This is a genomic window from Massilia sp. LXY-5 (assembly GCF_059801075.1).
Genome location: NZ_JBNNEH010000007.1, coordinates 39,514 through 65,362 on the forward strand (window position 1 = coordinate 39,514; position 25,849 = coordinate 65,362).

22 protein-coding genes are annotated in these 25,849 nt (G+C 65.1%); 16 read left to right on the plus strand and 6 right to left on the minus strand.

The annotated features are described in order from the left end of the window. The first annotated feature begins 9 nt into the window (after positions 1–9). The 4 genes from ccsB (at position 10) to ACI48I_RS21425 (ending at position 3,383) form a co-directional block, all read left to right on the plus strand. Positions 10–1,170, plus strand: a complete 1,161-nt coding sequence (gene ccsB, locus ACI48I_RS21410) for a c-type cytochrome biogenesis protein CcsB (protein ID WP_498575340.1) — start codon at positions 10–12, stop codon at positions 1,168–1,170. A 70-nt stretch (positions 1,171–1,240) separates the two neighbouring features. Next, positions 1,241–2,221, plus strand: a complete 981-nt coding sequence (gene msrP, locus ACI48I_RS21415; RefSeq protein ID WP_498575341.1) for a protein-methionine-sulfoxide reductase catalytic subunit MsrP — start codon at positions 1,241–1,243, stop codon at positions 2,219–2,221. A 3-nt stretch (positions 2,222–2,224) separates the two neighbouring features. Next, positions 2,225–2,848, plus strand: a complete 624-nt coding sequence (msrQ, locus tag ACI48I_RS21420) for a protein-methionine-sulfoxide reductase heme-binding subunit MsrQ (protein WP_498575342.1) — start codon at positions 2,225–2,227, stop codon at positions 2,846–2,848. Positions 2,849–2,975: 127 nt separating this feature from the next. Next, positions 2,976–3,383: an RcnB family protein gene (locus ACI48I_RS21425; protein ID WP_498575343.1), complete on the plus strand. Its 408-nt coding sequence runs from the start codon at positions 2,976–2,978 to the stop codon at positions 3,381–3,383. A gap of 83 nt (positions 3,384–3,466) precedes the next feature. Here ACI48I_RS21425 and lysA read toward each other — a convergent pair whose 3' ends face one another. Both lysA and lptM read right to left on the minus strand, forming a co-directional pair. Next, a complete protein-coding gene (gene lysA, locus ACI48I_RS21430) occupies positions 3,467–4,747 on the minus strand; it encodes a diaminopimelate decarboxylase (RefSeq protein ID WP_498575344.1) in 1,281 nt (426 codons plus the stop codon). 7 nt (positions 4,748–4,754) lie between these two features. Further along, positions 4,755–4,961 carry an LPS translocon maturation chaperone LptM gene (lptM, locus tag ACI48I_RS21435; RefSeq protein ID WP_193687442.1) on the minus strand — a complete coding sequence of 69 codons (207 nt, stop codon included), beginning with the start codon at positions 4,959–4,961 and terminating at the stop codon, positions 4,755–4,757. A 39-nt stretch (positions 4,962–5,000) separates the two neighbouring features. Between lptM and cyaY the strand changes: the two genes are divergently transcribed. Continuing rightward, the gene (cyaY, locus tag ACI48I_RS21440) at positions 5,001–5,330 is read left to right on the plus strand and encodes an iron donor protein CyaY (RefSeq protein WP_498575345.1); all 330 of its coding nucleotides are present in this window, start codon (positions 5,001–5,003) and stop codon (positions 5,328–5,330) included. A 137-nt stretch (positions 5,331–5,467) separates the two neighbouring features. On the opposite strand, the gene ACI48I_RS21445 is transcribed toward cyaY, so the two are convergent. Further along, a complete protein-coding gene (locus ACI48I_RS21445; protein ID WP_498575346.1) occupies positions 5,468–7,810 on the minus strand; it encodes a penicillin-binding protein 1A in 2,343 nt (780 codons plus the stop codon). Positions 7,811–8,118: 308 nt separating this feature from the next. Here ACI48I_RS21445 and ACI48I_RS21450 point away from each other — a divergent pair, with 308 nt between their 5' ends. From ACI48I_RS21450 to ACI48I_RS21485, 8 genes are all read left to right on the plus strand, one after another. After that, on the plus strand, positions 8,119–9,183 hold the full coding sequence (locus ACI48I_RS21450; protein WP_193687439.1) for a pilus assembly protein PilM: 1,065 nt from the start codon (positions 8,119–8,121) through the stop codon (positions 9,181–9,183). Further along, positions 9,183–9,827 carry a PilN domain-containing protein gene (locus ACI48I_RS21455; RefSeq protein WP_193687438.1) on the plus strand — a complete coding sequence of 215 codons (645 nt, stop codon included), beginning with the start codon at positions 9,183–9,185 and terminating at the stop codon, positions 9,825–9,827. Before ACI48I_RS21450 ends, ACI48I_RS21455 begins: the two co-directional genes overlap by 1 nt. Continuing rightward, positions 9,824–10,498 (plus strand): type IV pilus inner membrane component PilO, encoded by a 675-nt coding sequence (locus tag ACI48I_RS21460; protein ID WP_498575347.1) that lies wholly within the window; start codon positions 9,824–9,826, stop codon positions 10,496–10,498. Before ACI48I_RS21455 ends, ACI48I_RS21460 begins: the two co-directional genes overlap by 4 nt. After that, positions 10,495–11,046 carry a pilus assembly protein PilP gene (locus tag ACI48I_RS21465; protein WP_307727339.1) on the plus strand — a complete coding sequence of 184 codons (552 nt, stop codon included), beginning with the start codon at positions 10,495–10,497 and terminating at the stop codon, positions 11,044–11,046. The genes ACI48I_RS21460 and ACI48I_RS21465 overlap by 4 nt, the downstream gene beginning before the upstream one ends. After that, on the plus strand, positions 11,043–13,211 hold the full coding sequence (locus ACI48I_RS21470; RefSeq protein ID WP_498575348.1) for a type IV pilus secretin PilQ: 2,169 nt from the start codon (positions 11,043–11,045) through the stop codon (positions 13,209–13,211). Before ACI48I_RS21465 ends, ACI48I_RS21470 begins: the two co-directional genes overlap by 4 nt. Before the next feature lie 108 nt (positions 13,212–13,319). Then, complete coding sequence (locus tag ACI48I_RS21475; RefSeq protein ID WP_498575349.1) at positions 13,320–15,422, plus strand: Ig-like domain-containing protein; 2,103 nt, start codon at positions 13,320–13,322, stop codon at positions 15,420–15,422. Between the two features lie 34 nt (positions 15,423–15,456). Beyond that, positions 15,457–17,079: a bifunctional shikimate kinase/3-dehydroquinate synthase AroKB gene (aroKB, locus tag ACI48I_RS21480; RefSeq protein ID WP_498575455.1), complete on the plus strand. Its 1,623-nt coding sequence runs from the start codon at positions 15,457–15,459 to the stop codon at positions 17,077–17,079. Between the two features lie 13 nt (positions 17,080–17,092). Continuing rightward, the gene (locus ACI48I_RS21485; RefSeq protein WP_193687434.1) at positions 17,093–18,232 is read left to right on the plus strand and encodes a deoxyguanosinetriphosphate triphosphohydrolase; all 1,140 of its coding nucleotides are present in this window, start codon (positions 17,093–17,095) and stop codon (positions 18,230–18,232) included. A gap of 200 nt (positions 18,233–18,432) precedes the next feature. Here the strand turns inward: ACI48I_RS21485 and mutY are convergent, their stop codons facing one another. The 3 genes from mutY to mutM are packed head-to-tail and all read right to left on the minus strand — an operon-like array spanning position 18,433 to position 22,312. Then, on the minus strand, positions 18,433–19,533 hold the full coding sequence (gene mutY / locus ACI48I_RS21490; protein ID WP_498575350.1) for an A/G-specific adenine glycosylase: 1,101 nt from the start codon (positions 19,531–19,533) through the stop codon (positions 18,433–18,435). Beyond that, positions 19,530–21,449, minus strand: coding sequence for a dynamin family protein (locus tag ACI48I_RS21495; protein WP_498575351.1), 1,920 nt, complete (start codon positions 21,447–21,449; stop codon positions 19,530–19,532). Before ACI48I_RS21495 ends, mutY begins: the two co-directional genes overlap by 4 nt. A 29-nt stretch (positions 21,450–21,478) precedes the next feature. After that, positions 21,479–22,312: a bifunctional DNA-formamidopyrimidine glycosylase/DNA-(apurinic or apyrimidinic site) lyase gene (mutM, locus tag ACI48I_RS21500; RefSeq protein ID WP_498575352.1), complete on the minus strand. Its 834-nt coding sequence runs from the start codon at positions 22,310–22,312 to the stop codon at positions 21,479–21,481. 98 nt (positions 22,313–22,410) lie between these two features. Here mutM and ACI48I_RS21505 point away from each other — a divergent pair, with 98 nt between their 5' ends. The 3 genes from ACI48I_RS21505 to ispE all read left to right on the plus strand — a co-directional run bounded on the left by ACI48I_RS21505 (position 22,411) and on the right by ispE (position 25,775). Then, the gene (locus ACI48I_RS21505) at positions 22,411–24,219 is read left to right on the plus strand and encodes a tetratricopeptide repeat protein (protein WP_498575353.1); all 1,809 of its coding nucleotides are present in this window, start codon (positions 22,411–22,413) and stop codon (positions 24,217–24,219) included. A gap of 66 nt (positions 24,220–24,285) precedes the next feature. Further along, positions 24,286–24,891: a lipoprotein insertase outer membrane protein LolB gene (locus tag ACI48I_RS21510; RefSeq protein WP_498575354.1), complete on the plus strand. Its 606-nt coding sequence runs from the start codon at positions 24,286–24,288 to the stop codon at positions 24,889–24,891. Positions 24,892–24,893: 2 nt separating this feature from the next. Then, positions 24,894–25,775, plus strand: coding sequence for a 4-(cytidine 5'-diphospho)-2-C-methyl-D-erythritol kinase (gene ispE, locus ACI48I_RS21515; protein ID WP_498575355.1), 882 nt, complete (start codon positions 24,894–24,896; stop codon positions 25,773–25,775). Positions 25,776–25,849: the final 74 nt, after the last annotated feature.

Below are 25,849 nucleotides of genomic sequence, written 5' to 3' on the forward strand. Positions count from 1 at the left end.
GAGACAAACATGGAAGCATTTCAAAAGAACCCTGGCGTCGTCTACAAGGAAGCGCCCGGCTATTTCCGCAGCCTGAGCACCGTCGACTGGCTGTTCGGCGCCGGCCTGCTCGCGGCCGTGCTGTTCGCCCTGAACCGCTACGCCGGCTACATGGACGTCTATGAGCGCGCGATCCTGCTGCTGGCCGCGCCCACCTTTGCCGCCCTCGGCTGGCATTGGAAACCGGTGCGCTGGCTGATCCCGCTGGTTGCCGTGCTGGCGCTGTGGGCGATTTCGCTGTACGGCGGTTCGCTCGCGAATGCCGATCAAAAATTCTTCCTCAAATACATGCTGTCGAGCCAGTCGGCCATCCTGTGGATGAGCGCGATGTTCGCATTCTCGACGGTGTTCTACTGGATCGGCCTGCTGGCCCGTTCTCCGTTTGGCGCGGCGATCGGCTCGCGCCTGTGCTGGGCGGCGGTCGTGCTCGGCTTTACGGGCATGATGGTGCGCTGGTTCGAAAGTTACCTGATCGGCGCCGACGTCGGCCATATCCCGGTGTCGAACCTGTACGAGGTCTTCATCCTGTTCGCGATGATCACGGCGCTGTTTTACCTGTATTACGAGGAGCGCTACGCGACGCGCCAACTGGGCGCCTTTGTCCTGCTGGTGATCGGCGCCGCCGTCGCCTTCCTCCTCTGGTACACGGTCTCGCGCGACGCCGCCGCGATTCAGCCGCTGGTGCCGGCCCTGCAGAGCTGGTGGATGAAGATCCACGTGCCAGCCAACTTCATCGGCTACGGCACCTTTGCCCTGGCGGCGATGGTCGGCACTGCGTATTTGCTGAAATCGCATGGCATCCTGGCCGACCGCTTGCCCAGCCTCGAGGTGCTCGACGACGTCATGTACAAGGCGATTTCGGTCGGCTTCGCCTTCTTCACGGTCGCCACGATTCTGGGCGCGCTGTGGGCCGCCGAGGCCTGGGGCGGCTACTGGTCCTGGGATCCGAAAGAGACCTGGGCACTGATCGTCTGGCTGAACTACGCGGCCTGGCTGCACATGCGCTTGATGAGCGGCCTGCGCGGACGCGTGGCGGCCTGGTGGTCCGTGGTCGGCCTGCTGGTGACGACGTTTGCCTTCCTCGGCGTCAACATGTTCCTCTCGGGTCTGCATTCTTACGGGGAACTGTAAAAGTTCGCAACCAGGCAAGGCAATTTGACGAAATCGTGTATCGTGAAGATTCAATTGCCTGGAGTTAGCGATGCTCATCAAATCAAGCCGCGACGGTGCGAATCCGCCGCTCTCTTCTGAAATCACGCCGCGCGAGGTCTATGAAGAGCGGCGCAAGTTCATCGCCCGCATGGCGGTCGGCGCCGCCGCCGGCAGCGCCTTGTGGGAGATGGCGAACCGCGAAGCCTTTGCCCAAGCACCGGCAGCGCAGAAGCTCGCCGCGAAGGCCAATCCCACGTTCTCGACCACCGAGCCGCGTACGGCCTTCAAGGACGCGACCAACTACAACAATTACTATGAGTTCGGCCTGGATAAGGGCGACCCGGCCGAGAACGCGCACACGCTGCGTCCGCGTCCCTGGACCGTCTCCATCGAAGGCGAAGTGAAAAAGCCGATGCGCCTCGACATCGACAGCCTGGTCAAGCTCGCTCCGCTGGAAGAGCGCGTCTACCGGCTGCGCTGCGTCGAAGGCTGGTCGATGGTGATCCCCTGGGTCGGCTATTCGCTGTCCAATCTCATCAAGCATGTCGAGCCGACCGGCAACGCGAAATATGTCGAATTCACGACCCTGGCCGACCCGAAGCAGATGCCGGGCCTGCGCAGCGGCGTGCTCGACTGGCCCTATGTCGAGGGCCTGCGACTGGACGAGGCCATGCACCCGCTGGCGCTGCTGACCGTCGGCATGTACGGCCAGGTGCTGCCGAACCAGAACGGGGCGCCAGTGCGCGTCGTCGTGCCCTGGAAGTATGGTTTCAAATCGGCCAAGTCGATCGTGCGCATCCGGTTTACGCGCGACCAGCCGAAGACGGCCTGGAACGTGTCCGCCCCTTCCGAATACGGCTTTTACTCGAACGTGAACCCGAAGGTCGATCACCCGCGCTGGTCGCAGGCGAGCGAGCGCCGCATCGGCGAAGACGGCTTTTTCAAGAAGAAGCGCGAGACCCTGATGTTCAACGGCTACCCGGAAGTCGCCTCCATGTACGCCGGCATGGACCTGAAAAAATTCTTCTGAGCGATGGCGTTCAATCCCGCACCAAAACAGCTGTCGACCATCAAGGGCATCGTCTTCGTCGCGGCTTTGCTGCCGTTCTTGCGGGTGGCCTGGCTCGTGTTGCGCCAGGTACCCGTCGATCCGCTCGCCTTCATCACCCACGAGACCGGCGACTGGGCTTTATATCTGCTCTGCATGACGCTGGCGGTGACGCCCGTGCGCCGCCTGTCGGGCTGGAACTGGCTGCTGAAACTGCGGCGTATGTTCGGGCTGTTCACCTTTTTCTACGCCTTCCTGCATTTCATGGCCTTCTTCTGGTTCGACCATTTCTTCGATGTCGCGGCGATGCTGCGCGACGTCGGCAAGCGGCCATTCATTCTCGTCGGCTTCACCGCGTTCGTGCTGCTGATCCCGCTCGCGGCGACCAGCACCAACGCCATGATCAGGAGACTGGGCGGCAAGCGCTGGCAATGGCTGCACCGCCTGATCTACGTGATCGCGCCATTGGCCGTGCTCCACTTCTGGTGGATGAAGGCGGCCAAGAACAACCTGGCGCAGCCGGCGCTGTTCGCGACGATCGTGTTCGTCTTGCTGGGGATGCGCGTCTACTGGAGCCGGGTCAAGACGCGCGCGGCGGTGCGCGCCTGATGAGCATTCTGTATTTACGTTCTGAAACATTTCGTAGCCTTCCTTACAGGTGTGCGTAACCTGTTGGGGCCGTTCAGGCGTGTAATGGTCTCACTGCAGTCCCACTGCCACATCGAGAGGAAGCACAATGAAAACCAAATTGATCGCATCAGCACTGATCGCCCTGAGCATGGCCGCCAGCGGTAGCGCTTTCGCGCAACGCAATGACCATGGCAGCGATCGCAACGATCACAACGACCATTCCTATCAGCAAAATAACGACCGTCACGACAACGGGCGCTACGATAACGACCGCCGCGACGACGCCCGCCAGTATCACCGCGACGACAAGCGCGGCGGCGGCCCCCGTCACGACCTGCGCCGCGGCCAGCGCCTGAGCCAGGAATACCGCGACAACCGCTACGTCGTCAGCGACTGGCGCGCCCGCCACCTGAGCGCGCCACCGCGGGGCCATCACTGGGTCCGTGCCGGCAACGACTACGTACTGGCCGCCATCGCGACCGGCGTCATTGCCCAGGTCTTGCTGAGTAACTAAGCACCAAGCGTAAAAAAAACCGCGCCCTCGAAAGATGGCGCGGTTTTTTCGTTCTGACGTGCGCAAGCGCCAGGGCGGCGCAGTTACTTCAGCATCGACTCCAGCGCAAACAGGTCGGCCGGGTTCTCGCGCTGGCGAATCACGTGCACCTGCTCGCCGTCGACCATGATTTCGGCCGCGCGGCCGCGCGTGTTGTAGTTCGACGCCATCGTCATGCCGTAGGCGCCTGCGCTCATCATCGCCAGCAGATCGCCCGGCTCGACGGCCAGTTCGCGCTCTTTCGCCAGCCAGTCTCCCGATTCGCAGACCGGGCCGACGATGTCGTACACGGCGGTGGCCGCACCCTCGCGCGGCACGACCGGCTTCATGTCCATCCAGGCGCCGTAGAGCGTCGGGCGCATCATGTCGTTCATGGCGGCGTCGATGATGGCGAAATTCTTTTCCGCGCCGGGTTTCAGGAACTCGACTTTGGTGACCAGCACGCCGGTGTTGGCGACGATCGAACGGCCCGGCTCAAAAATGACCTTGACGGCACGGCCGTCGTGGCGCGCCGCGCGCCAGGCGTCGATGCGCGCGAACAGGCGTCCCAGGTAGTCGCCCACCGGCACCGGCGGCTTGTCGCCGGGCGCACCGTAATCGACGCCGACGCCGCCGCCGATGTCGAGGTGGTGGATGTGGATGCCCTCGGCGTCGAGCGTGTCGATCAGTTCGATCAGTTTATCGAGCGCTTCCAGCAGCGGCGCGTCGTCCAGCAGCTGCGAACCGATGTGGCAGTCGATGCCGACCACGTCCAGGTTGGGGAGAGACGCGGCGGCGCGGTAGGTGGCCAGCGCGTCATCGAAAGCCACGCCAAACTTGTTCGCCTTCAGGCCGGTCGCGATATAGGGGTGGGTCTTGGCGTCGACGTTCGGGTTCACCCGCAGCGAGACCGGGGCGCGCTTGCCCATGCCGGCCGCGACTTCGTTCAGGCGGTGCAGTTCCGGGATCGACTCGACGTTGAAGCAGAGGATGCCCTTTTCCAGCGCCAGGCGCATTTCAGCTTCGGTCTTGCCCACGCCCGAGAAGATCACTTTATCTGGATCGCCGCCGGCCGCGATCACGCGCAGCAGTTCGCCGCCCGAGACGATGTCGAAGCCGGCGCCTTGGCGCGCCAGCAGGTCGAGGATGGCGAGATTCGAATTGGCCTTCATCGCATAGCAGACCAGGGCGTCGCGGCCCTGGCAGGCGTCGGCGTACGCTGCGAAATTCTGCAGCAGCGCCGCTTTCGAATAGACATAAGTAGGCGTTCCGAACTCTTCGGCAACGCGGGACAAAGGGGTGCTCTCGGCGTGCAGGACGCCGTCTCGGTACGAAAAGTGCGACATGAAGTTCTTATTGGACGGGGGCGGGAGTTGGAGTCAAAGTCTGGGCCGGCGCGGCGTCGGTGGTCGGCGCGACAATGGGCGTCACCGGTTTGGCTGGCGCCGCGGCAGGCTTGGCAGGCGGTTTCGGCATGTATAACGGACCGGTCTGGCCGCAGCCGGCGAGCGCGGCAACGGTCAGCGCGGCGGCGATGGAAAGCGCGTAAGGTGACTTCACGATTAGAATCACGGTTTAATCAAGACCTTGGAGTGTAGCATGACCGAATCCGAATTTTTGGACCTGGCCGATTCGACGCTGAACCGCATCGAGACCTGTTTCGACAACCTCAACGATCAGGACGTGGTCGACGTCGAGTGCAAGCGCAACGGCAACGTGCTCGAGATCGAGTTCATCGCCAACGGCTCGAAGATCATCGTCAACAGCCAGGCGCCGCTGCAGGAGATGTGGATGGCGGCGCGCGCCGGCGGCTACCACTACAAGCGCGTGGGCGACGAGTGGCGCAATACGCGCGACGATTCGGAGTTTTTTGCGGCCTTGTCGGATGTGGCCACGCAGCAGGGCGGGGCGCCGGTGAAGGTGGGATGAAATGATGCGCACGTAACGCGTGGGCTCAAGAGCCCACCCTGCGTTACGCCACCGTTCCATGAATTTGCTACGGTTGGTGGTGCACCGTAGGGTGGGCTCCCCGAGCTCACGCGTTACGCACGACTCGGCGTCGACTATTAAAACAACTCGTTCTTGACCGCGTCCTGCGCCTTCTGCTGCGCCGGTGCCGGCGTCGTTCCCACGTCGAGCGACTGCACGCCCGTTCCCGGCGGGTTCTCGGCATAGTAGTACTCGCCATTGGCCATGATCAGCCCCGGCGGCACCGCGCGTTCCTCGACCGGCACCGATTTCAGGGCCGTCTGCATGTAGCCGATCCAGATCGGTAATGCCAGGCCGCCGCCGGTTTCCTTGTTGCCCAGGTTCTTCGGCTGGTCGTAGCCCATCCAGGCAATCCCGACCACCTTCGGCTGGTAGCCGGCAAACCAGGCGTCGATCGAGTCGTTGGTGGTGCCGGTTTTACCCGCGATGTCGGTGCGTTTCAGCGTCGCCTGCGCCTTGGCCGCGGTGCCGTAGCGCGCCACGTCCTTGAGCATGCTGTCCATCAGGAAGGCGTTGCGCGCGTCGATCACGCGGTTCGCTTCCGTGCCGGCGCGCTCGGGACGCGCTTCGGACAGCACTTTACCGGCGCTGTCGGTCACCTTCGAGATCAGGTAGGGGCTGACGCGGTAGCCGCCGTTGGCGAAGACGGCATACGCGCCGGCCATCTGCAGCGGCGTGGTGGCGCCGGCGCCCAGGGCCAGCGTCAAATACGGCGGGTTCTTTTCCGGATCGAAGCCGAAGCGGGTCGCGTATTCCTGGCCGTAGCGCGCGCCGATGCGGTTCAGGATGCGGATCGAGATCATGTTTTTCGACTTGGTCAGGCCGCGCCGCATCGTCATCGGACCTTCGTATTTCGCGTCGTAGTTCTTTGGCTCCCAGGCCTGGCCGCCGGTCTGGCCGGCGTCGAAGGAGATCGGCGCGTCGTTGATCAGGGTCGATGGCGACAGGCCGCGTTCCAGGGAAGCGGAATAGATGAACGGCTTGAACGAGGACCCCGGCTGGCGCCAGGCCTGCGTGACGTGATTGAATTTGTTGCGGTTGTAGTCGAAGCCGCCGACCAGGGCGCGGATCGCGCCGTCCTCGGTGTTGGCCGCAACGAAGGCCGATTCGACTTCCGGCATCTGCGTGATCTTCCAGCCGTCGCCACCGTCCTGCGTGACGCGGATCAGCGCGCCGCGGCGGATGCGGCGGTTCGGCGCCGCCTTCGCCGACAGCCAGCTCGACGCGAAGGACAGGCCGGGGCCGGTGATCTTGATTTCCTCGCCCGAGGCCAGCACGGCGCTCACACTCGACGGCGAGGCCGTCAGCACGACGGCGGCCACGATGTCGTCGCTGTCGGGCTTCTCGGCCAGTTCCGCTTCGATCGCCTCGTCGGCTTCGGTCTTGTCGGTCGGGATCTCGATATACGATTCCGGGCCGCGGTAGGGGTGCCGGCGCTCGTAGTCCATCACGCCGCGGCGCAGGGCGAGGTAGGCCGCGTCCTGGTCGGCCTTGGTGATCGTGGTGAACACGTTCAGGCCGCGCGTATACGTGTCCTCTTTAAATTGTTCATACACCAGCTGGCGCGCCATCTCGGCCACGTATTCGGCGTGTACGCCGAAGGCGGTGCTGTCGGACTTGACTTTCAGTTCTTCGTTTTTCGCCGTCTCGAACTGCGCATCCGTGATGTAGCCGAGCGAATGCATGCGCTGCAGGATGTACTGCTGGCGGGTGCGGGCGCGGGTCGGGTTGACCACCGGGTTGTAGGCCGACGGCGCTTTCGGCAGGCCGGCCAGCATGGCCGCTTCGGCGACGCTGATGTCGCGCAGGTCCTTGCCGAAATAGATCTGGGCCGCCGACTGGAAGCCGAAGGCGCGCTGGCCCAGGTAGATCTGGTTCATGTAGACCTCGAGGATCTGGTCCTTGGTCAGGTTCTTTTCGATTTTCCACGCCAGCAGGGCCTCGTAGGCCTTGCGTTTCAGGGTCTGCTCGGACGACAGGAAGAAGTTGCGCGCGACCTGCTGCGTGATCGTCGAGGCGCCCTGGCGCGCGCCGCTGCCTGCGGCATTGTGCAGGGCTGCGCGCAGCACGCCCATGTAGTCGACGCCGCCGTGCTGGTAGAAACGGTCGTCCTCGATCGAGAGCACCGCCTTTTTCATGACGTCCGGGATTTCCTTGAAACGCACCAGGGTGCGGCGCTCCTCGCCGAACTCGCCGATGAGGACGTTATCGGCGGTAAAAATCCGCAGCGGCATCTTGGGCCGGTAGTCGGTGATGGTGTCGAGGGCCGGCAGGTTCGGGTAGGCCATGGCCAGCGCGAACACGACCACCAGCACGCCGGTCAGGGCGAGCCCGGCCAGCGCGGCAAAAGCCATCAGGACCAGGCGCTTCGGACTGTATTTCTTCGGTGCCGGGGAATTCGTCGTTTGGGAAGATTTCATGCTGACTCGCAAAATTGATCCGCCTCATTATAAGGCACCCCCTTCCATGGTGGCGCGGACTCATCCACAAGCAGTGTGTGGCATGCATGACAAGGGGTATTAACACGGGAATATCAGACTGTGGCATCCCCGCCGGATTGTAATGTTCCAGTGTAGAAATATCTTGTCGAGGCGCACTATTGCCGCTACGATTTAATGTACTGCCTCATAAATATGCAGTAACTGAAGATTTCACTACAAGATTTTCCCGCACGCGGGCATTGAACGACATTGGCCCGGCATCCGGGCCGCAGCTGAGGAGTAGGCGCGTGATCAATCTGGGTTCCTTGTTCGGTAAGTCGAGCCCGCCGCTTGCCGGACTCGACATCAGCACCTCGGGCCTGCGCCTGGTCGAGCTGGCCGATGCCGGCAAGGGTGTGCTGCGCCTGGAGCGCCACGCGTTCGAGGCGCTGCCGCGCGGCGCCGTGGTCGACGGGAATATCGAAAACTTCGACCAGGTGGCCGAGGCCGTGCGCCGCATCTGGAAGAAAAGCGGCACCCGCGCCAAGAACGTCGCGCTCGGCATGCCGCCTGCGTCGGTCATCACGAAAAAAATCATCCTGCCGGCCGGCATGGCCGAAGACCAGCTGGAAGTGCAGGTCGAATCCGAAGCCAGCCAGTACATCCCGTTCGCGCTCGACGAAGTGAGCCTGGACTTCGACGTGGTCGGCCCGGCGCCGAATTCTCCCGACGACATGGAAGTGATGCTGGCCGCTGCGCGCCGCGAAAAGGTCGAGGACCGGGTGGCGATCGCCGAAGCGGCCGGCCTGACGGCCACCGTGATGGACATCGAATCCTATGCCGCGCGTGCCGCCCTCGAGCGCGCCGCACCTGCAGGCAAGGACAAGATCGTCGCCCTGTTCCAGATCGGCGCCGGCATCACCCACGTATCGATGCTGCACAACGGCGACACCGTCTACGAGAAAGAGCAGGCTTTCGGCGGCAACACGCTGACCCAGGAAATCGTGCGCAGCTACGGCCTGGCCTACGAGGAAGCGGAAACGCGCAAGAAATCCGGCGATTTGCCGGAAAACTTCCGCGCCGACGTATTGACGCCATTCCTGGAAAGCGCCGCGCTGGAAGTGACGCGCGCGATCCAGTTCTTCTTCACCTCGACGCCGTATACCCGCATCGACCAGATCTGGCTGGCCGGCGGCAGCGCCCCGCTGCCCGGCCTGGTCGAACTGATCGGCGGCCGCACGCGCATCCCGACCGCGCAAGTGACGCCCTTCGACGGCATGCTGCTGGCCCCCGGCTTGCGCGAAGCGCAAGTGCGCGCCGACGGCGCGTCCTACCTGGTTGCCTGCGGCCTCGGCCTGCGGAGGTTTGGCTGATGATCCGGATTAACCTGCTCCCGCACCGGGAAGCGAAACGCAAACAGAAACAGGCGGCTTTCATCGCCATGCTGGTGCTCGGCGGCCTGCTGGGCGTGGCCGTGGTGCTGCTGGTCGGCGGCTGGAACGCCAGCCGCATCGCGATCCAGGAACAGCGCAATGCCGCGCTGTCCACCGAGAACGCCGAACTCGACAAGAAGATCAAGGACATCGCCACCCTGAAGGAAGAAATCAATGCCCTGAAATCGCGCCAGCAGGCGGTGGAAGACTTGCAGGGCGACCGCAACCAGCCGGTCTACCTGTTCGACGAACTGGTGCGCCAGACGCCGGAAGGCGTCTACCTGAAATCCTTCGAGCAGAGCGGCCAGCGCGTGGTCCTGAATGGTTATGCGCAGTCGCAGGAACGCGTGGCCGAGCTGCTGCGCAACCTGTCGGGCAATTCTCCCTGGCTCGAGCGTCCCGAACTCACCGAGGTCAAGGCGGCCACGCTGACCCAGAACAAGCTCGTGCGCAAGGCGGTCGAGTTCACGCTGGCGGTGGCCATCAAGCGTGCCCGCGACACCGAAGAAGCGGCAGACGGCAAGAAGGCCCCGCTGGCCGGCATCGCCAGGACGGAAGCGAAAGCGGGAGAGAACAAGCCATGAACATCGACCTGAAACAACTGGGCGCCGAGCTGTCGGCGCAATTCCAGGGGCTGCAGGGCCGCCCGCCGGGCCTGTGGCCGCTGGCGCCGCGCCTGCTGTGCGCGGCCGGCGCGATGGCGCTGGTCGTCATTGCCGGCTATTTCCTGTACTGGAGCGGGCAGTTCGAGACCCAGGAGTCGCTGGCGGCCCAGGAATCGACGCTGCGCGACGAATACCGTTCGAAAATCGCGCAGGCGGTGAACCTGGAAGCGCTGCAGGCGCAGAAGATCCAGGTCGACCGGTCGGTCGAGCGCCTGGAAAAGCAGTTGCCGAGCAAGGCCGAGATGGCCGCGCTGCTCTCCGACATCAACCAGGCCGGCGTCGGCCGCGGTTTGCAATTCAAGCTGTTCCGTCCCGACCAGGTCGTCGTGCGCGACTACTACGCCGAATTGCCGATCGCGATCGAACTCTCCGGCAATTACCACGACCTGGGCGCCTTCGCGGCCGACATGGCGCATCTGCCGCGCATCGTCACGCTCAACAACATGCGCCTGAAAACCGACAAGGATGGCGTCCTGACCCTGGACGCGATCGCGAAGACCTTCCGCTACCTCGACGCCGACGAACTGGCCACGCAGAAAGCGGCGCGCCTGAAGGCGAAGAAGAACAAGAAAGCGGAGGGCGCGCCATGATGAAGAACCTGATCGTGCCGGCCTTGATGACCGTGCTGCTGGCCGGCTGCGGCGACAGCGACGTGCGCGAAGTGCGCACCTGGATGGAAGAGACGAAGGCGCAAACCAGGCCGTCGGTGAAACCGCTGCCGGAGTCCAAGGAATTCCTGCCGTACGCCTATAACGGCGCCCAGGCCCCGGATCCCTTCAGCGCCGACAAACTGGCGGGACCGGGCGTGCTGGCCGCCGCGCAGCCGAATGCGGGGCAGCCGTACGCGGCCCGGCCGGACTTGAATCGTCCCCGTGAAGCCTTGGAGAACTATCCTCTCGATACCATGAGGATGGTCGGTATGATGCAAAAGGGCGGCGTCAGCTTTGCCCTGGTGCAGATCGAGCGCAGTGTCTACCGCGTGCGGGCAGGACAGCGCCTGGGCCAGAACTTCGGCCAGGTAACGCGCGTGACCCCGGCGGCCGTGGAAATCCGGGAAATGGTACAGGACGCTGGCGGCGATTGGGTCGAGCGGATATCGAAGCTGGAGTTGCAGGAAAGTAAGGAGATCGGGAAATGACCCCATTCGCAATGATGAACCTGAAGCGCGCCGTCGGCACGCTGCTGGTGCCGGTATTGCTGGCGCTCGGCGCAGGCGCGGCCCAGGCTCAAGATAACGCCATCGAATCGATCAGCGCCAACCAGCAGGGCGCGAACGTGGTGGTCAACATCGCGATGAAAAACGCCCCGACCAAATTGCCGCTCGGCTTTGCGATCACGAATCCGGCGCGCATCGCGCTCGACTTCGGCGCCACGACGAATGCCACCGGCCAGAATGCGCAGGACATCAACCTGGGCGAAGTGCGCGGCGTGAACGTGGTGCAGGCCGGCGAACGCACCCGCCTGGTGATGAATCTGAAGCGTCCGGCCAGCTATTCGACGGCGATCGACGGCAAGTCGGTCGTCGTCACCGTGGCCGGCGCCGGTGCGGCTGCCGCGCCGCTCGCCGCGGCCCCGGCGCCGGGCGCGCAGAGCGCAGCCGCAGGGCCGCGCCAGACCTTGCGCAACCTCGACTTCCGCCGCGGTAACGAAGGCGAAGGCCGGGTCGTGGTCGACCTGCCGAACAATGCGGTCGCCGTCGACGTGCGCCAGCTCGGCAACAAGGTGCAGGTGGACTTCATGAACATCAGCCTGCCGGAAACCCTGCGCCGGCGCCTGGACGTCACCGATTTCGGCACCCCGGTGTCGCGCGTGACGACGAGCAGCAACGGCGCCAACGTGCGCATGATCATCGAAGCGCAAGGACAGTGGGAACAGTCGGTCTACCAGAGCGACACCCAGCTGGTCGTGGCCGTGCGTCCGGTGAAGGAAGACCCGAACAAGCTGGCCAAGGGCGCGCAGGGTTACCGCGGCGAGAAGATCAGCTTCGACTTCCAGAACATCGAAGTGCGCGCCGCGCTGCAGGCCGTGGCCGATATTTCGGGCCTGAACATCATCGCCAGCGATTCCGTCACCGGCAGCCTGACCCTGCGCCTGAAGGACGTGCCCTGGGACCAGGCGCTGGACGTGATCCTGCAGTCGAAGGGCCTGGACATGCGCAAGAACGGCAGCGTCATCTGGATCGCGCCGAGGGAAGAACTGCTGACCAAGGAAAAGCTCGAACTCGAGCAGCGCGCCCAGATCTCGGACCTCGAGCCGCTGAAGTCCGAAATCTTCCAGCTGAACTACCAGAAAGCCGAATCCTTCCGCACCGTGTTCGGCCTGGACGCGAACGGCGGGGCAGCCAGCGGCGGCGACCGCAACCGCGTGCTGTCCAAGCGCGGCAGCGCGATCATCGATCCGCGCACGAACCAGCTGTTCGTGACCGACATCGCCTCGAAGATCGAAGACATCCGGATGCTGATCCAGAAGACCGACGTGGCATCGAAGCAGGTCCTGATCGAAGCCCGCCTGGTCGAGGCGAACGATGGCTTCTCGCGCAACCTGGGCGCCAAGATCGGCTTTGGCGACATGCGCGGCGTGCGCGGCGGCGATGCCGGCTACGGCATCGGCGGCAACAACCGCGTCGCCATCGGCGGCAACCTGACCGGCGTCGGCCAGGTCACGGGCCAGACCCCGGACAACGGCGATGCCTACACGAATACGACGATGGTGAACCTGCCGGCGGCGGCGATCGGCGGCATCTCGGCGCCGAGCCTGGCCTTCTCCCTGTTCTCCTCGGCCGACAATCGCTTCCTGAACCTGGAACTGTCGGCGCTGGAAGCGGACGGCAAGGGCAAGATCATCTCCAGCCCGCGCGTGGTCACCGAAGACAAGATGGTGGCCGTGATCGAGCAGGGTATCGAACTGCCGTACCAGGTCGCCTCCTCGAGCGGCGCCACCTCGATCGAATTCAAGAAGGCGAACCTGCGCCTGGAAGTGATCCCGCAGATCACGCCGGACGGCAACGTGGTGCTGGAAGTGGACGTGAGCAAGGATTCGAAGGGCGAGGAAACGCGCGCCGGCTTCGCCATCAACACCCAGCACGTGAAAACCAAGGTCATGGTCGAAAACGGCGGCACCGTGGTGCTGGGCGGTATCTACCAGCAGACCGAGCGCAGCAACGTGAGCAAGGTGCCGCTGCTGGGCGACGTTCCGGTGCTCGGCTACCTGTTCAAGACCCAGGGCCGCGAGAGCGCGAAGACCGAACTGCTGGTGTTCATCACGCCGAAGATCGTCGCCGACCGCGTGGCATCCGGACGCTGATCCGGGACCTTGATCCATATCGAGCCAGACAACACCTGACACCGATGCCGGACCGTCCTCCCGACGTTCCGGCATTTTTTACAGCTGAAAAAGAATAGGAACAACAACATGCTGACAGCATCGACCCACCATCCTTCCGCCGGCATCAAGCGCGTGGCGGTCCTGACCCTGATCGCCGCCGCAGTGTTGAGCGCCTGTGGCGGCGGTGGCGGCAATCCCGGCGCGGTGCCGGCCGCATCCGGCGCCACGGGCAACACCGGTACCGGCGGCACCGGCACCGGCACCGGCACGGGCACCACCGCCACCGCTGACACCAAGGTCAGCCTGACGATGACGGACGGCACCAACCAGCCGGTCACGAGCCTGTCCGGCGGCCAGAGCGCGACGCTGAAGGCAACCGTCCTCACCCCGGCCGGCAAGCCCGCCGTCGGCGCGATCGTCCAGTTCGCCACCGCGACCGCGGGCATGGTCGCCTTTACGCCGGACACCGGTTCGGCCCTGACCGACGCCAACGGCGTGGCCGTCGTGACGATCAAGCCGGCCACCTACACCACCGCGGGCGCGCTCGCCCTGACCGCGACCTCCGTCGTCGAAAGCAAGACCGGCAGCGCCGGCCTGAACATCGCCATCGGCGCCGCGCCCCTGACCGTGGGCGCGCTGTCGTTCTCGCCGGCCCCGGCCGGCCGCCTGCCGGCCTTCAACACCCTGGCACTGAACATCCCGGTCACCAGCAATGGCCAGGCTGCCACCGCATCGACCGGCCTGAGCCTGACCTCGCTGTGCGCCGGCAACGGTAGCGCGACGCTGGTGCCGGGCGCGATCAGCAACGGCGTGCAGCTGGCAACCTACACCAACAATGGCTGCACGCTCGGGCGCGACGTCATCACCGCCTCGATCGGCAACTCGAGCCAGACCATCGGCATCGACGTCAGCGCGGCCAATATCGGCGCGATCCAGTTCTCGGGTTCGAGCCTGAGCGGCACCGCGATCGTGCTCAAGGGTTCGGGCGGCCAGGGCCGTTCGGAATCGGCCCAATTGAACTACCGCGTCGTCGACCAGCAGGGCAATGGCCTGGCCGGCGTCGACGTCGACTTCAGTGCCACCACGGCCACCGGCGGCCTGACGGTCAGCCCGATCCGCGCCACCACCGACGCCTCGGGCAAGGTCTCCACGACCGTGGCCTCGGGCTCGATCCCGACCCCGGTGCGCGTGCTGGCCTCCGCCAGCCGCAACGGCTCCGTCATCACCGGCCTGTCGGACACCCTGATCGTGTCGACCGGCCTGCCGATCCAGAAGTCGATGACGATGAGCCCGGCGTTCCGCAATCTCGAGGCCTGGGACGTGACGGGCGAGACGGTGGGGATTTCCGTCTACCTCGCTGACCAGTACGGCAACAAGGTGTCCGATGGCACCGCGGTCAACTTCGTGACCGAAGGCGGCGCCGTCGCCAGCTCGGCCCAGGGCGGCTGCGTGACGGTCGACGGCCACTGCTCCGTCGACCTGGTCGGCCAGAACGTGCGTCCCGCGACCGGCCGCGTGACCGTGATGGCCTTCGTCCAGGGCGTGGAGGACTTCGTCGACATGAACGGCGACGGCCAGTACAGCTGCGCCGGCTGGACCGGCCCGGCCGGCAGCTACCGGCCACTGGTCGACACTTGCCCGAGCGGCGGCGAACCGTTTACGGACATGCCCGATCCGTTCCTGGACACGAACCTGAACGGCGTGTACGAAGCGGCCGACAACGACCTGCCGATCCCCTTCAACAGCAGCACCTACAAGCCGGTCGGCAATGGCGCCTGGGGCCTGAATTACCTGCGCCGCGACATCGAGATCGTATTCAGCGGCTCCTATGCGCGGCTGAGCGACGTCTGCTACAACGGCAGCTGTACCGGCGCGACCTACGCCAACGGCGCCTCGATCCCGCTCGCCGGACTGGCAGGAACGGGCTGCGCCGCGCGTGCACTGTCGGTCCGCCTGACCGACGTCAACAACAATCCGCTGCCGTTCGGGACCGGCGTGTCGGTGTCGTCCGCGACCAAATTGTCGGTCACGGGACTGTCGCCGGCGACGATTCCATCGACGCTCGCGGCCGGCGGCACCCTCCACCAGATGACGGTCTCGCCGGATGCGCAATGCGCGCCGGGCGATTTCACTCTCCAGACCAAGACGCCACAGGGTAAGATTACGGAATTCAAGTTCACCGCTAATTGATGTGAAATCCGAAAATGTGTTTCTTGTCGGACTGATGGGGTCCGGCAAGACCACCATCGGCCGGCTGCTGGCGCGCCGGCTGAACATGCGCTTCGTCGATTCCGACCATGCGATCGAGGCGCGCACCGGCGCCACGATCCCGTGGATCTTCGAAATCGAAGGGGAGGCCAGCTTCCGCCGGCGCGAAGCGGACATGATCCGCGAACTCACCGCCCAGCGCGGCATCGTGCTGGCCACCGGCGGCGGCGCCGTGCTCGATGCGGGCAGCCGCGCCTTCCTCGCCGAACGCGGCACCGTCATCTACCTGCGCGCCAGCGTCGGCAGCATCCTGCAGCGCACCTCGCACGACAAGAACCGGCCGCTGCTTCAAACCGCCGACCCGCGCAGGAAGCTCGAGGAACTGCTGGCCCAGAGGGAGCCCCTGTACCGCGAGATCGCGGACCTCGTCATCGATACCGGCCGACCTAACGTACAATCGATGGTTCAGACAATTTTGGACCAGCTCGACGCGCTCAATTCGGCGCGTTCGCGGCGCGCAAAGGCGACATCGATGAACGTACAAGCACCTCTCAATCTCAACGTCGACCTGGGCGAGCGCAGCTACCCGATCGCCATCGGCCCCGGCGTCCTCGACGACGGCGCGCTGCTTGCGCGCCAGGTGGGCGGCAACAAGGCGGCCATCGTCACCAACACGACGGTCGCGCCGCTGTACCTGGACAAAGTCGCGGCACCCTTGCGCGCGGCCGGGCGCGAGGTGGTCGAGATCATCCTGCCCGACGGCGAAGAGCACAAGAACTGGCAGTCGCTGATGCTGGTCTTCGACGCGCTGCTGGCGAATAAATGCGACCGCAAGACGACCCTGATCGCCCTGGGCGGCGGCGTCATCGGCGACCTGACCGGCTATGCCGCGGCCAGCTACATGCGCGGCGTGCCGTTCGTGCAAATACCGACTACCTTGCTCTCGCAGGTCGACTCCTCGGTCGGCGGCAAGACCGGCATCAACCACCCGCTCGGCAAGAACATGATCGGCGCCTTTTACCAGCCGCGCGCGGTGCTGGCCGATACCGCCACCCTGTCGACCTTGCCGGCGCGCGAACTGTCGGCGGGCCTGGCCGAAGTGATCAAGCACGGCGCGATCCTGGATGCCGCCTTCTTCGACTGGATCGAAGCGAACATCGATCGCCTGGTGGCGCGCGATCCGGGCGCGCTGTCGCATGCGATCGCGCGCTCCTGCGAGATCAAGGCCGAAGTCGTGCGCAAGGACGAACGGGAGGGCGGCCTGCGCGCCGTGCTGAACTTCGGCCACACCTTCGGGCATGCGATCGAAGCGGGCCTCGGCTACGGCACCTGGCTGCACGGCGAAGCGGTCGGCTGCGGGATGGTGATGGCGGCCGACCTGTCGCGCCGCCTGGGCCTGGTCGACGATGCCACCGTCGAACGCGTGCGGGCGCTGGTGGCCGCCGCCGGCCTGCCGGTCAAAGCGCCGGACCTCGGCATCGAGCGCTGGATCGAGCTGATGGAAGTGGACAAGAAGAACGAGGGCGGTGCCATCAAATTCATCCTGTTGAAACCCCTGGGCAGCCCGAGCATCAGCAGCGTGCCGCCGGAACTGCTGCGTGCCACGCTGGAAAGCTGCGTGGACGCCAGCGTAAAGTGAAGAGGCGCCGCGCATGATCGACTTCGACGCCCACCTGGCTCCGTATGCGGCGCATTCGAAGGCCTCGCGCGGGCGCCGTTTCGACGAGCCCGCGCCCGGCTCGCGCAGCGAGTATCAGCGCGACCGCGACCGCATCATCCACTCCACGGCCTTCCGCCGCCTCGAATACAAGACCCAGGTTTTTCTCAATCACGAGGGTGACCTGTTCCGCACGCGCCTGACGCACTCGATCGAAGTGGCGCAAATCGGCCGCACGCTGGCGCGCAGCCTGCGCCTGAACGAAGACCTGGTCGAAGCCACGGCGCTGGCGCACGACCTCGGGCACACGCCTTTCGGCCACGTCGGCCAGGACGTGCTCAACGAATGCATGAAGGACTACGGCGGCTTCGAGCACAACCTGCAAAGCCTGCGGGTGGTGGATCACCTGGAAGAGCACTACGGCGCCTTCGACGGCCTGAACCTCACGTTCGAAACGCGCGAAGGCATTTTGAAGCACTGCTCGCTGAACAACGCGCGCCAGCTTGGCCCGCTCGGCCAGCGCTTCATCGACAAGACCCAGCCCAGCCTGGAAGCGCAGCTGACCAATCTCGCCGACGAGATCGCGTACAACAACCACGACATCGACGACGGCCTGCGTTCGGGCCTGCTCACGATGGAGCAGATGATGCAGGTCGAGCTGTTCGCGCGCCATCGCAACGCGGTGGAAGCGCAGTATCCCGGCCTGCCGGGCCGGCGTGCGCTGTACGAGACGATCCGTTTGATGATCACGGCCATGACGGCCGACCTGGTCGAGACCTCGGCCGCCTTGCTGCTCGATGCCGCGCCGGCGAACATCGACGCAGTGCGGACTTCTCCGCCCCTGATCCGTTTTTCGGACCAGATGCGCGCCGAGACCACGGCCTTGAAACGCTTCCTGTATGCGAACCTGTACCGCCACTTCAAGGTCAACCGCATGCGGGTAAAGGCCAGCCGCATCGTGCGCGAACTGTTCGACGCCTTCATGACGGACCCGGTGCTGCTGCCGCCGGATTACCAGGTGGCCAACGGCGACACCGTGAAGCAGGCGAGGAAGATTGCGGACTACATCGCGGGCATGACGGACCGCTATGCGATCCGCGAGCACAAGCGGATTTTTTCGCTGGACGAATTGTAGGGTGGGCCGGGCCGCGATCGGATTCATGCCCAGGCAGTACTGCGCATGATGGTCGAAACGTGTAGATGCCGTGCCGCGTGGGCACAAGTGCCCACGCTACGTTACGCAACGGGCGCAAAATAGCACCACCCGGCGGTGGTGCACCGTAGGGTGGGCTCTCCGAGCCCACGCGTCCACCCTGTGCGCAACCTTAGCGCGCGCTAGAACAAACTCGGCCGCGCCAGCTCCAGCAGCAGCTTCTTGACCGGCGCCGGCAGCGCGGCATCGCCAACCGCCTCCATCGCGACCCACACATGACCGGCCGGCGTCGCCCCACGCTCGGCCAGCGTCACCTTGTGCGGATGAATGTGCAATTTATAGTGCGTGAACACATGCACCAGCGGCAGCAGCGCCTGCACTTCCTCGACCTGGCCCAGCGCCTGCACCTGCGCCGCGAGCGCAATCCCGCCATCTTGCGCGAGCTCGATGCCGACGTGGCCGTCCACTTCCGGCAGCGACAGCAATCCTCCCCAGATGCCGGTGGAAGGACGCTGCTCGAGCAGCACCTGATCGTCGTGGATCACGACCAGCATGGCCGCACGCTTCTCCGGCGTGGTCTTCTTCGGTTTGCGCACCGGCAGTTCATCGGTACGGTTCGTTGCAAACGCGACGCAGCGCGCCTGCAGCGGGCAGCGGCCGCAGTCGGGCTTCGAACGCGTGCACAGCGTCGCACCGAGGTCCATCAGGCCCTGCGTGTACGATTCGATGCCCTCTGCCGGCAGCAGCGCCTCGGCGCGGCGCCATAGTCCCTCTTCGATGCGCTTTTCGCCCGGATAGCCCTCGACGCCGAAGACGCGCGCGAACACGCGTTTCACGTTCCCGTCCAAAATCGCGGCGCGGGTGCCGTTCGAGAAGGCTGTGATCGCGGCGGCGGTCGAGCGCCCGATGCCGGGCAAATCGGCCAGCAGCGCAGGATCGGCCGGGAACTGGCCGCCATATTCGTTGACGACGCGGATCGCGCAGGCGTGCAGGTTTCTCGCCCGCGTGTAGTAACCGAGCCCGCTCCAGTGCGCCATCACGTCCTCGATCGGCGCGCTGGCCAGGTCCTGCACGGTCGGGAAGCGCTCCAGGAAGCGCGCGTAATAGCCGAGCACCGCGGCCACCTGCGTCTGCTGCAGCATGATCTCGGAGAGCCAGACGCGGTAGGCGTCGCGCGTGTTCTGCCACGGCAGGGTGTGGCGCCCGTGCGTGCGCTGCCAGTCGATCACGGCCTGCGAAAACGTCGGATTCAGCAGGTCGTCGAATTCCGTCAGACGCTTCATGCGGCCTCCCGCAGCGGCGCGTCGTCCAGCGCCGCGGCGACGGCATCGTTCAAGGCCTCCAGGCGCCGGCGCTGTCCGTCCAGTTCTTCCTGGCTCGTTTCGAATGCCGCGATCTTTTGCTCCAGGCTGTCGGTGGCATCGTGGATGCGCTGGATCGAGGACAGGCGATGCCGCAACTGCTCCTTGTGCTGGCGGATTTGGGTCTCGAGCGGCACCATGATCACCTTCAGCCAGGCCTCGACGTCCGCATTCGCGGCGCGGACACTGCGGCGCACGTTCGAGACGATCGAATCGAAGAAGCGGTCGAGCAGGGTACTGCGGCTGCTCATGAGCAGGGTCGCGGTACCGAACTGCTTGACGTACAGCGCCTCGACGGCATCGATCTCGTCGCGGTAGCGGGCGAGGGACAGCGGCATCGGCGGCGACATGGTGAGACCGTGCTCGGCGGCCAGGCCGCGCACCATCATGTCCATCACCTTGCCGATCTCGGACACTTGCGCGCCGGCCGCATCGAGGCTGGCGCGGACGTTCTCGAAAAAGGCGCGCACCGGGGCGCGCATGCCGGTCGCGAAGCGCGAGGCGTGCAGCGCCATGCGCACCGTCTCGGCCTGGCGCGCGACGGCGTCCATGTCGAGGATCGAATACAGTTCGGTCGACAGCTTCGTAAAACGGGCGCGCGCGTCCTGCAGGCGCAGCAGGCCGGCATCGAAATCCTTCCGCTCGGCCTCGATGCGGCGCATCATGTGCGCCAGCACGTTCTGGTTCTTGCCGCGCAGGCTTTTGAGTTCCTGCAGCTGCTCGACCAGGCCGCGCGCGCGCGCCGCCAGGGCGCTCGTCTGCGCGCTCGCCAGCGCCTGCAAGTCCTCGCGCAGCGCGCTGCCCAGGATCGCCTTCTTCTGCGGGATCAGGCCATGCAGCAGGGCCGCTTCCAGTTCGCCCAAGCGGCTGCGCTCGAATAAATCCATGTCGCCCTGGATGCGGCCGACCAGCGCCTTCTGCGCCGACACCGGGTACACCTGCCCGGGCGCGAGGCCGAGCTGCTGCGCCACGCTGGCCTGCTGGCGCGCGATCTCGGCTTCGTTCTGCTCGTCGCTCCGCAGGGCATCCCACATCGCGTCGATCTTGTTGAGCACGACGATGCGGCCGGGTCCGGCGCCGATATGGGTGCGCCAGACCTCGATGTCGCTGCGGGTGACGCCCGTCTCGGCGGCCAGCACGAACAGGACGGCATGCGCGTTGGGGATCAGGTTCAGCGTCAGTTCGGGCTCGGTGCCGATCGCGTTCAGGCCCGGGGTATCGAGAATCACGAGCCCCTGTTTCAGGAGCGGGTGCGGCAGGTTGATGATCGCATGCCGCCACTGCGAGATCTCGACCAGGCCGTCGCCCCCGAGCGCGTCCGCCAGTTCGGGATCGTCCGGATCGTAGAGGCCATAGCGCTGCGCTTCCTCGGGAGGCACGCGGCGGGTCATGCTGACCTGGCGGAACGCCTGCGCCATGCGCTCCGGCGCGTCGAGCGCGAGCGGCAGCACGGTCCAGGCGGACGCATCCTCGCGAAAATCGCTGGTGGAGAGCTGGCGCGCGCGGGTTTCGATCGGCAGCAGGCGGATGCAGGGTTCCCAGGCGGCGTCGTACAGCAGTTCGGTCGGGCACATGGTCGTGCGGCCGGCGGAGGAGGGCAGGATGCGCTGGCCGTAGTCGGCGAAGAAGATCGCGTTGATCAGCTCGGATTTGCCGCGCGAGAATTCGGCCACGAAAGCGACCGAGAGGCGGTCGTCGCGCACCCGCGCCGCGGCTTGCGCCATGCGTTGCGTGGTCGCCGCATCAAGCACGTCGACGCTGCCCAGCGCCGCGCGGTATTCGTTCAGCGCCGCCGCGATCGATGCGCGCCAGGCGCTGTATTCTTGGATATCTTGCATGGGGTTCCGCCTGCTAATCAGTGAGGTCTTCAGCGCTGGCAAGTCGCGCAATAAAACGTCGACCGCTGCCCCTGCTTGATCTGGCGCACCGGCGCGCCACAGTTTCTGCAAGGCACTCCCGCACGATCATAGACGAAATATGTCTGCTGGAAATAGCCAGATTGACCATTCACCGCAATAAAGTCTTTCAGGGTACTGCCGCCCTGCACGATGGCTTCCGCCAGGATCTCGCGAATCGCCGTCGCCAGCTTGTCGTAGCGGGCGCGGCTGATGCGCGAAGCCGGCGTCTTCGGGCTGATACCTGCCTTGAACAGGCTTTCGCAGGCGTAGATATTGCCGACGCCGACGACGATATCGCCCGCGAGCAGCACCTGCTTGATCGGCGCGCTGCGCTTGCGCGTTGCCTTGTGCAGCAGCTCGGCCGAAAATTTGTCTTCCAGGGGCTCGACGCCGAGGCCGCGCAGCAGCACGTGTTCGTCGATATCGCCGTCGTCGTGCGCATGCCAGAGCACGGCGCCGAAGCGGCGCGGATCGTGCAGCCGCAGCACCTGCAATTGCGCGCCGTCGCTGACGACCAGGTCGAAGTGGTCATGCTTCTTCAGCTCGGTGCCCACGGGCAGGACGCGCAAGTGACCGGACATGCCAAGGTGGATGATGAGCGTGCCGGCATCGAAACCGATCAACAGATACTTGCCGCGCCGGCCGACCTGCATGATGCGCTGGCCGAGCAGCGAATCGGTCAGGTGGCCGGGAAACGGCCAGCGCAAGCCTTCGCGCCGGAACACGACCTGCTCGACGATGCGGCCTTCGAGGTGGGGCGCCACGCCGAGCCGGGTCACTTCTACTTCGGGGAGTTCAGGCATGAAAATCTGACAAAATTCTTGTAAATTCGTGTTGCGCCCTCGCACGCGCGACGGGGCTTGGGCGTAGAATCGAACATCATTCCACACATGGACTTGCCTTGAAAAACGCTTTCGTCATTGTAACCCTCTCCGGCTTGCTGGCTGCGTGTGCCGTGGCGCCGCAGCAGCCGCCTGTTGCGCAATCGGCGCAGCTGTCGCCAGAGCAGCAAGCGGAAGCAAAGCTTGAGGCGCAGGCCAAGGCCGAGAGCGACGCGAAAGCCGAGCTTGAGGCGGAAAAGGCACGCCTGCCGAAGGTCGAACTGACGAGTACCTTGCTGAACCAGCTGCTGCGCGCCGAGTTCGCGTTTCGCGCCGGCGACTGGCAAGGGCCCTACCTGACGATGCTGAGCCTGGCGCAGCAGACGCGCGACCCGCGCCTGGCGCGCCGCGCCGCCGAAATGGCGCTGGCCGCGCGCCAGCCGGAAGACACGCTGGCCGCCGTGCGCCAATGGCGCCAGCTCGACCCGCAGTCCGACGAAGCGACCCAGTACTATCTGGGGATGGTCATCTTGTCCGACAATATCTCGGACGCAGAAGAAATTTTCCGCAAGCGTTTAGAGGGTGCGCCGGCCGGCGTGCGCGGCATCGTGCTCTACCAGGTGCAGCAACTGCTCTCGCGCGCCAAGGACAAGGAAGCGGCCGCCGCCATGCTGGAGCGTATTGTGGCGCCCTATCGCGACACGCTCGAGGGCCATGTGGTCCTGGCCCAGGGCGCACTGGCGCGCGGCGACAAGGCGCAAGCCGGGCGCGAGGCGCGCGCCGCACTGGCCATGAAACCGGATTCCGAGATCGCCGTCCTGACCCTGGCGCAGGCGGGCGAGAACGAGGCGCAGGTCGCCGAGTTGCTGGCGAAATTTATCGCCGCCAATCCGAATGCGCGCGAAGTGCGCGCCGCCCGTGCCCGCCTGCTGGTCAACGACAAGCAGTTCGAGGCCGCCCGGAGCGAATTCCTGCTGCTCGATAAACAGCAACCGGACAACGTCACCACTCTGTACGCGCTCGGCGTGCTGTCGACCCAGCTGAACGACCCGAGCGGCGCCGAGCGATACTTTGCGCGCTTCGTCGACGTCCTCGGGCGCAACCCGGAAGACGAACGCGATCCCTCGAAGGCTTTGTTGATCCTGTCGCAGCTGGCGGAAGAACGCGGCGACATCAAGGCCGCCGTCGGCTGGCTCGATAAACTGCCCGAGGGCGACGAAAAGGCAGCGTTCGGCGCCCAGTTGCGCCGCGCCCAGCTGCTCGGCAAGGGCGGCGACGTGCCGGCCGCGCGCCGCCTGCTGGCCTCCCTGAAGCCCGGCGAGCCAGTCGCCCAGGCGCAAGTTGCCGCCACCGAGGCGCAGGTGCTGCGCGATGCCGGCCAGGCCGAACAGGCCTTCCAGCTGATGCGGGACGCGACGCGCCGTTTCCCGAACAACCCTGATTTACTGTACGACTTCGCGCTGCTGGCCGAAAAGACCGGTCACGTCGACGTGATGGAAGGCAGCCTGCGCGAAGTGATGCGCCTGGCGCCCGACAACCACCACGCCTACAATGCCCTCGGCTACTCCCTGGCCGAGCGTAATGTGCGCCTGGAAGAAGCGCGCGCCCTGATCGAAAAGGCGCTGGCGATGGCACCGGAAGACCCTTTTATTATGGACAGCATGGGCTGGGTTCAATATCGCCTCGGTAACCTCGACGCCGCCGAAGCCCATCTGCGCCGCGCCTACGGCCTGCGCCACGATCCCGAGATCGCCGTCCACTTGGGAGAAGTGCTGTGGCAGAAGGGCAAGCAGGCCGACGCCCAGAAACTGTGGCGCGAAGCGCGCGCGAAAGACCCGCAGAACGACACGCTGCGCAGCACGCTGGCGCGCCTGAAGCTGTCGCTGTGAAATAATGCTGGATTAGCATGGCGGGCAGGGCGCCCGCCGCTTCCCCTACTGTTCCTATTTCGACCGATGCCGATCAACCGCCGTCTCTCCCTGTTCGTCCTGGCCGCCGCGCTCGCCGGCTGCGCCACCACCGCCACCCAGCCGAGCGGTACCGCGACTGCCGCCGCCGTCGCTCCCTACCGCGATACCATCGAGCTCACGGGCCGCCTGCAGGTGACCTACCAGAAGGATGGCCAGCCCGGCTCCACCAACGGCGGCTTCGAGTGGTCGCAGCGTCCGGGCCAGATCGACGTGGCCTTCCTCAGTCCATTAAAACAGACGGTCGCCACGATCAGCGTCACGCCGCAGGGCGCCACGCTCACCGAAGCCGGCCGCGCGCCGCGCACGGCCAGCGACATCGACACCCTGAGCGCGCAGGCGCTCGGCTGGGCGCTGCCGGTGTCCGGCCTGCGCGACTGGCTGCAGGGCTATGCGACCGGCGCCGACGGCAAGCGTTTTATTGCTTCTCCCGCCAATAACAGCGTCTACACCAGGGACGGCTGGCGCCTGCGCTTCGTTTCCTGGCAAACGGGCAAGGACGGTGCGCAAATGCCCAGGAATATCGTTGCTGAACGTGCCGCCAATGCCGGCAGCGAGCTGGCGATCCAGATCATTCTCGATCCGAGCGCTTGAGCATGCGTTCGCTGCACGGCTGCCCGGCTCCGGCCAAACTGAACCTGTTCCTGCACATCGTCGGCCGCCGTGCCGACGGTTATCACTTGCTGCAAAGCGTGTTTCAACTGATCGATCACGGCGACACGCTGCACTTCGATCTGCGCGAGGATGGCCGCATTCATCGCACCAACGACGTGCCCGGGGTGCCCGAAGACGCCGATCTGATCGTGCGCGCGCTGCAGCGGCTGGCCGCTGCCTATCGTGAACGCCATGGCCGCGCCGCGCCCGGCATCGACGTCGCCGTCCATAAAATTCTGCCGATGGGTGGTGGGCTCGGTGGCGGCTCCTCCGATGCGGCCACGGCGCTGATGGCGGCGAATCACCTGTGGCAGGGTGGCTTCAGCGACGGGGAGCTGATGGAGATCGGCTTGCCGCTGGGCGCCGACATTCCCTTTTTTATTTACGGCCGCACCGCCTTCGTCGAAGGCGTGGGGGAGGCGATGCAGCCGGTCGACGGGCCGGATTGCTGGTATGTCGTGCTCGAACCGGGCGTCTCCGTGCCGACTCCGGCAATTTTTGCTGCAGAGGATTTGACGCGCGATACGAAGCCCGTTAGAATAGCGGACTTTCCTGAAGCGAACTTATTAAGTGAGTTTGGGAAAAATGATTTGCAAGCAGTGGCGTCCCGTTTATTTCCGCCGGTAGAACAGGCGATCGAATGGCTGGGGCAATACGGTGCAGCAAGGATGACTGGTTCGGGGGCATGTGTGTTTTGTGCGCTTCCCGGCGAGGCACATGCGGATCAGGTGTTGGGGCAGGTTCCCAGTCACTGGCGAGCATGGAAAGCCCGGTCCTTGATGCAACATCCGCTGAAATCGCTCTTGCAAAACAATGAGTTGTAGAATAAAATTTTGCCTGTTGCAGGATTTGACGATCAGTCGATACGATGATCAGTGAGTAGTGCAACAAGCTGTAA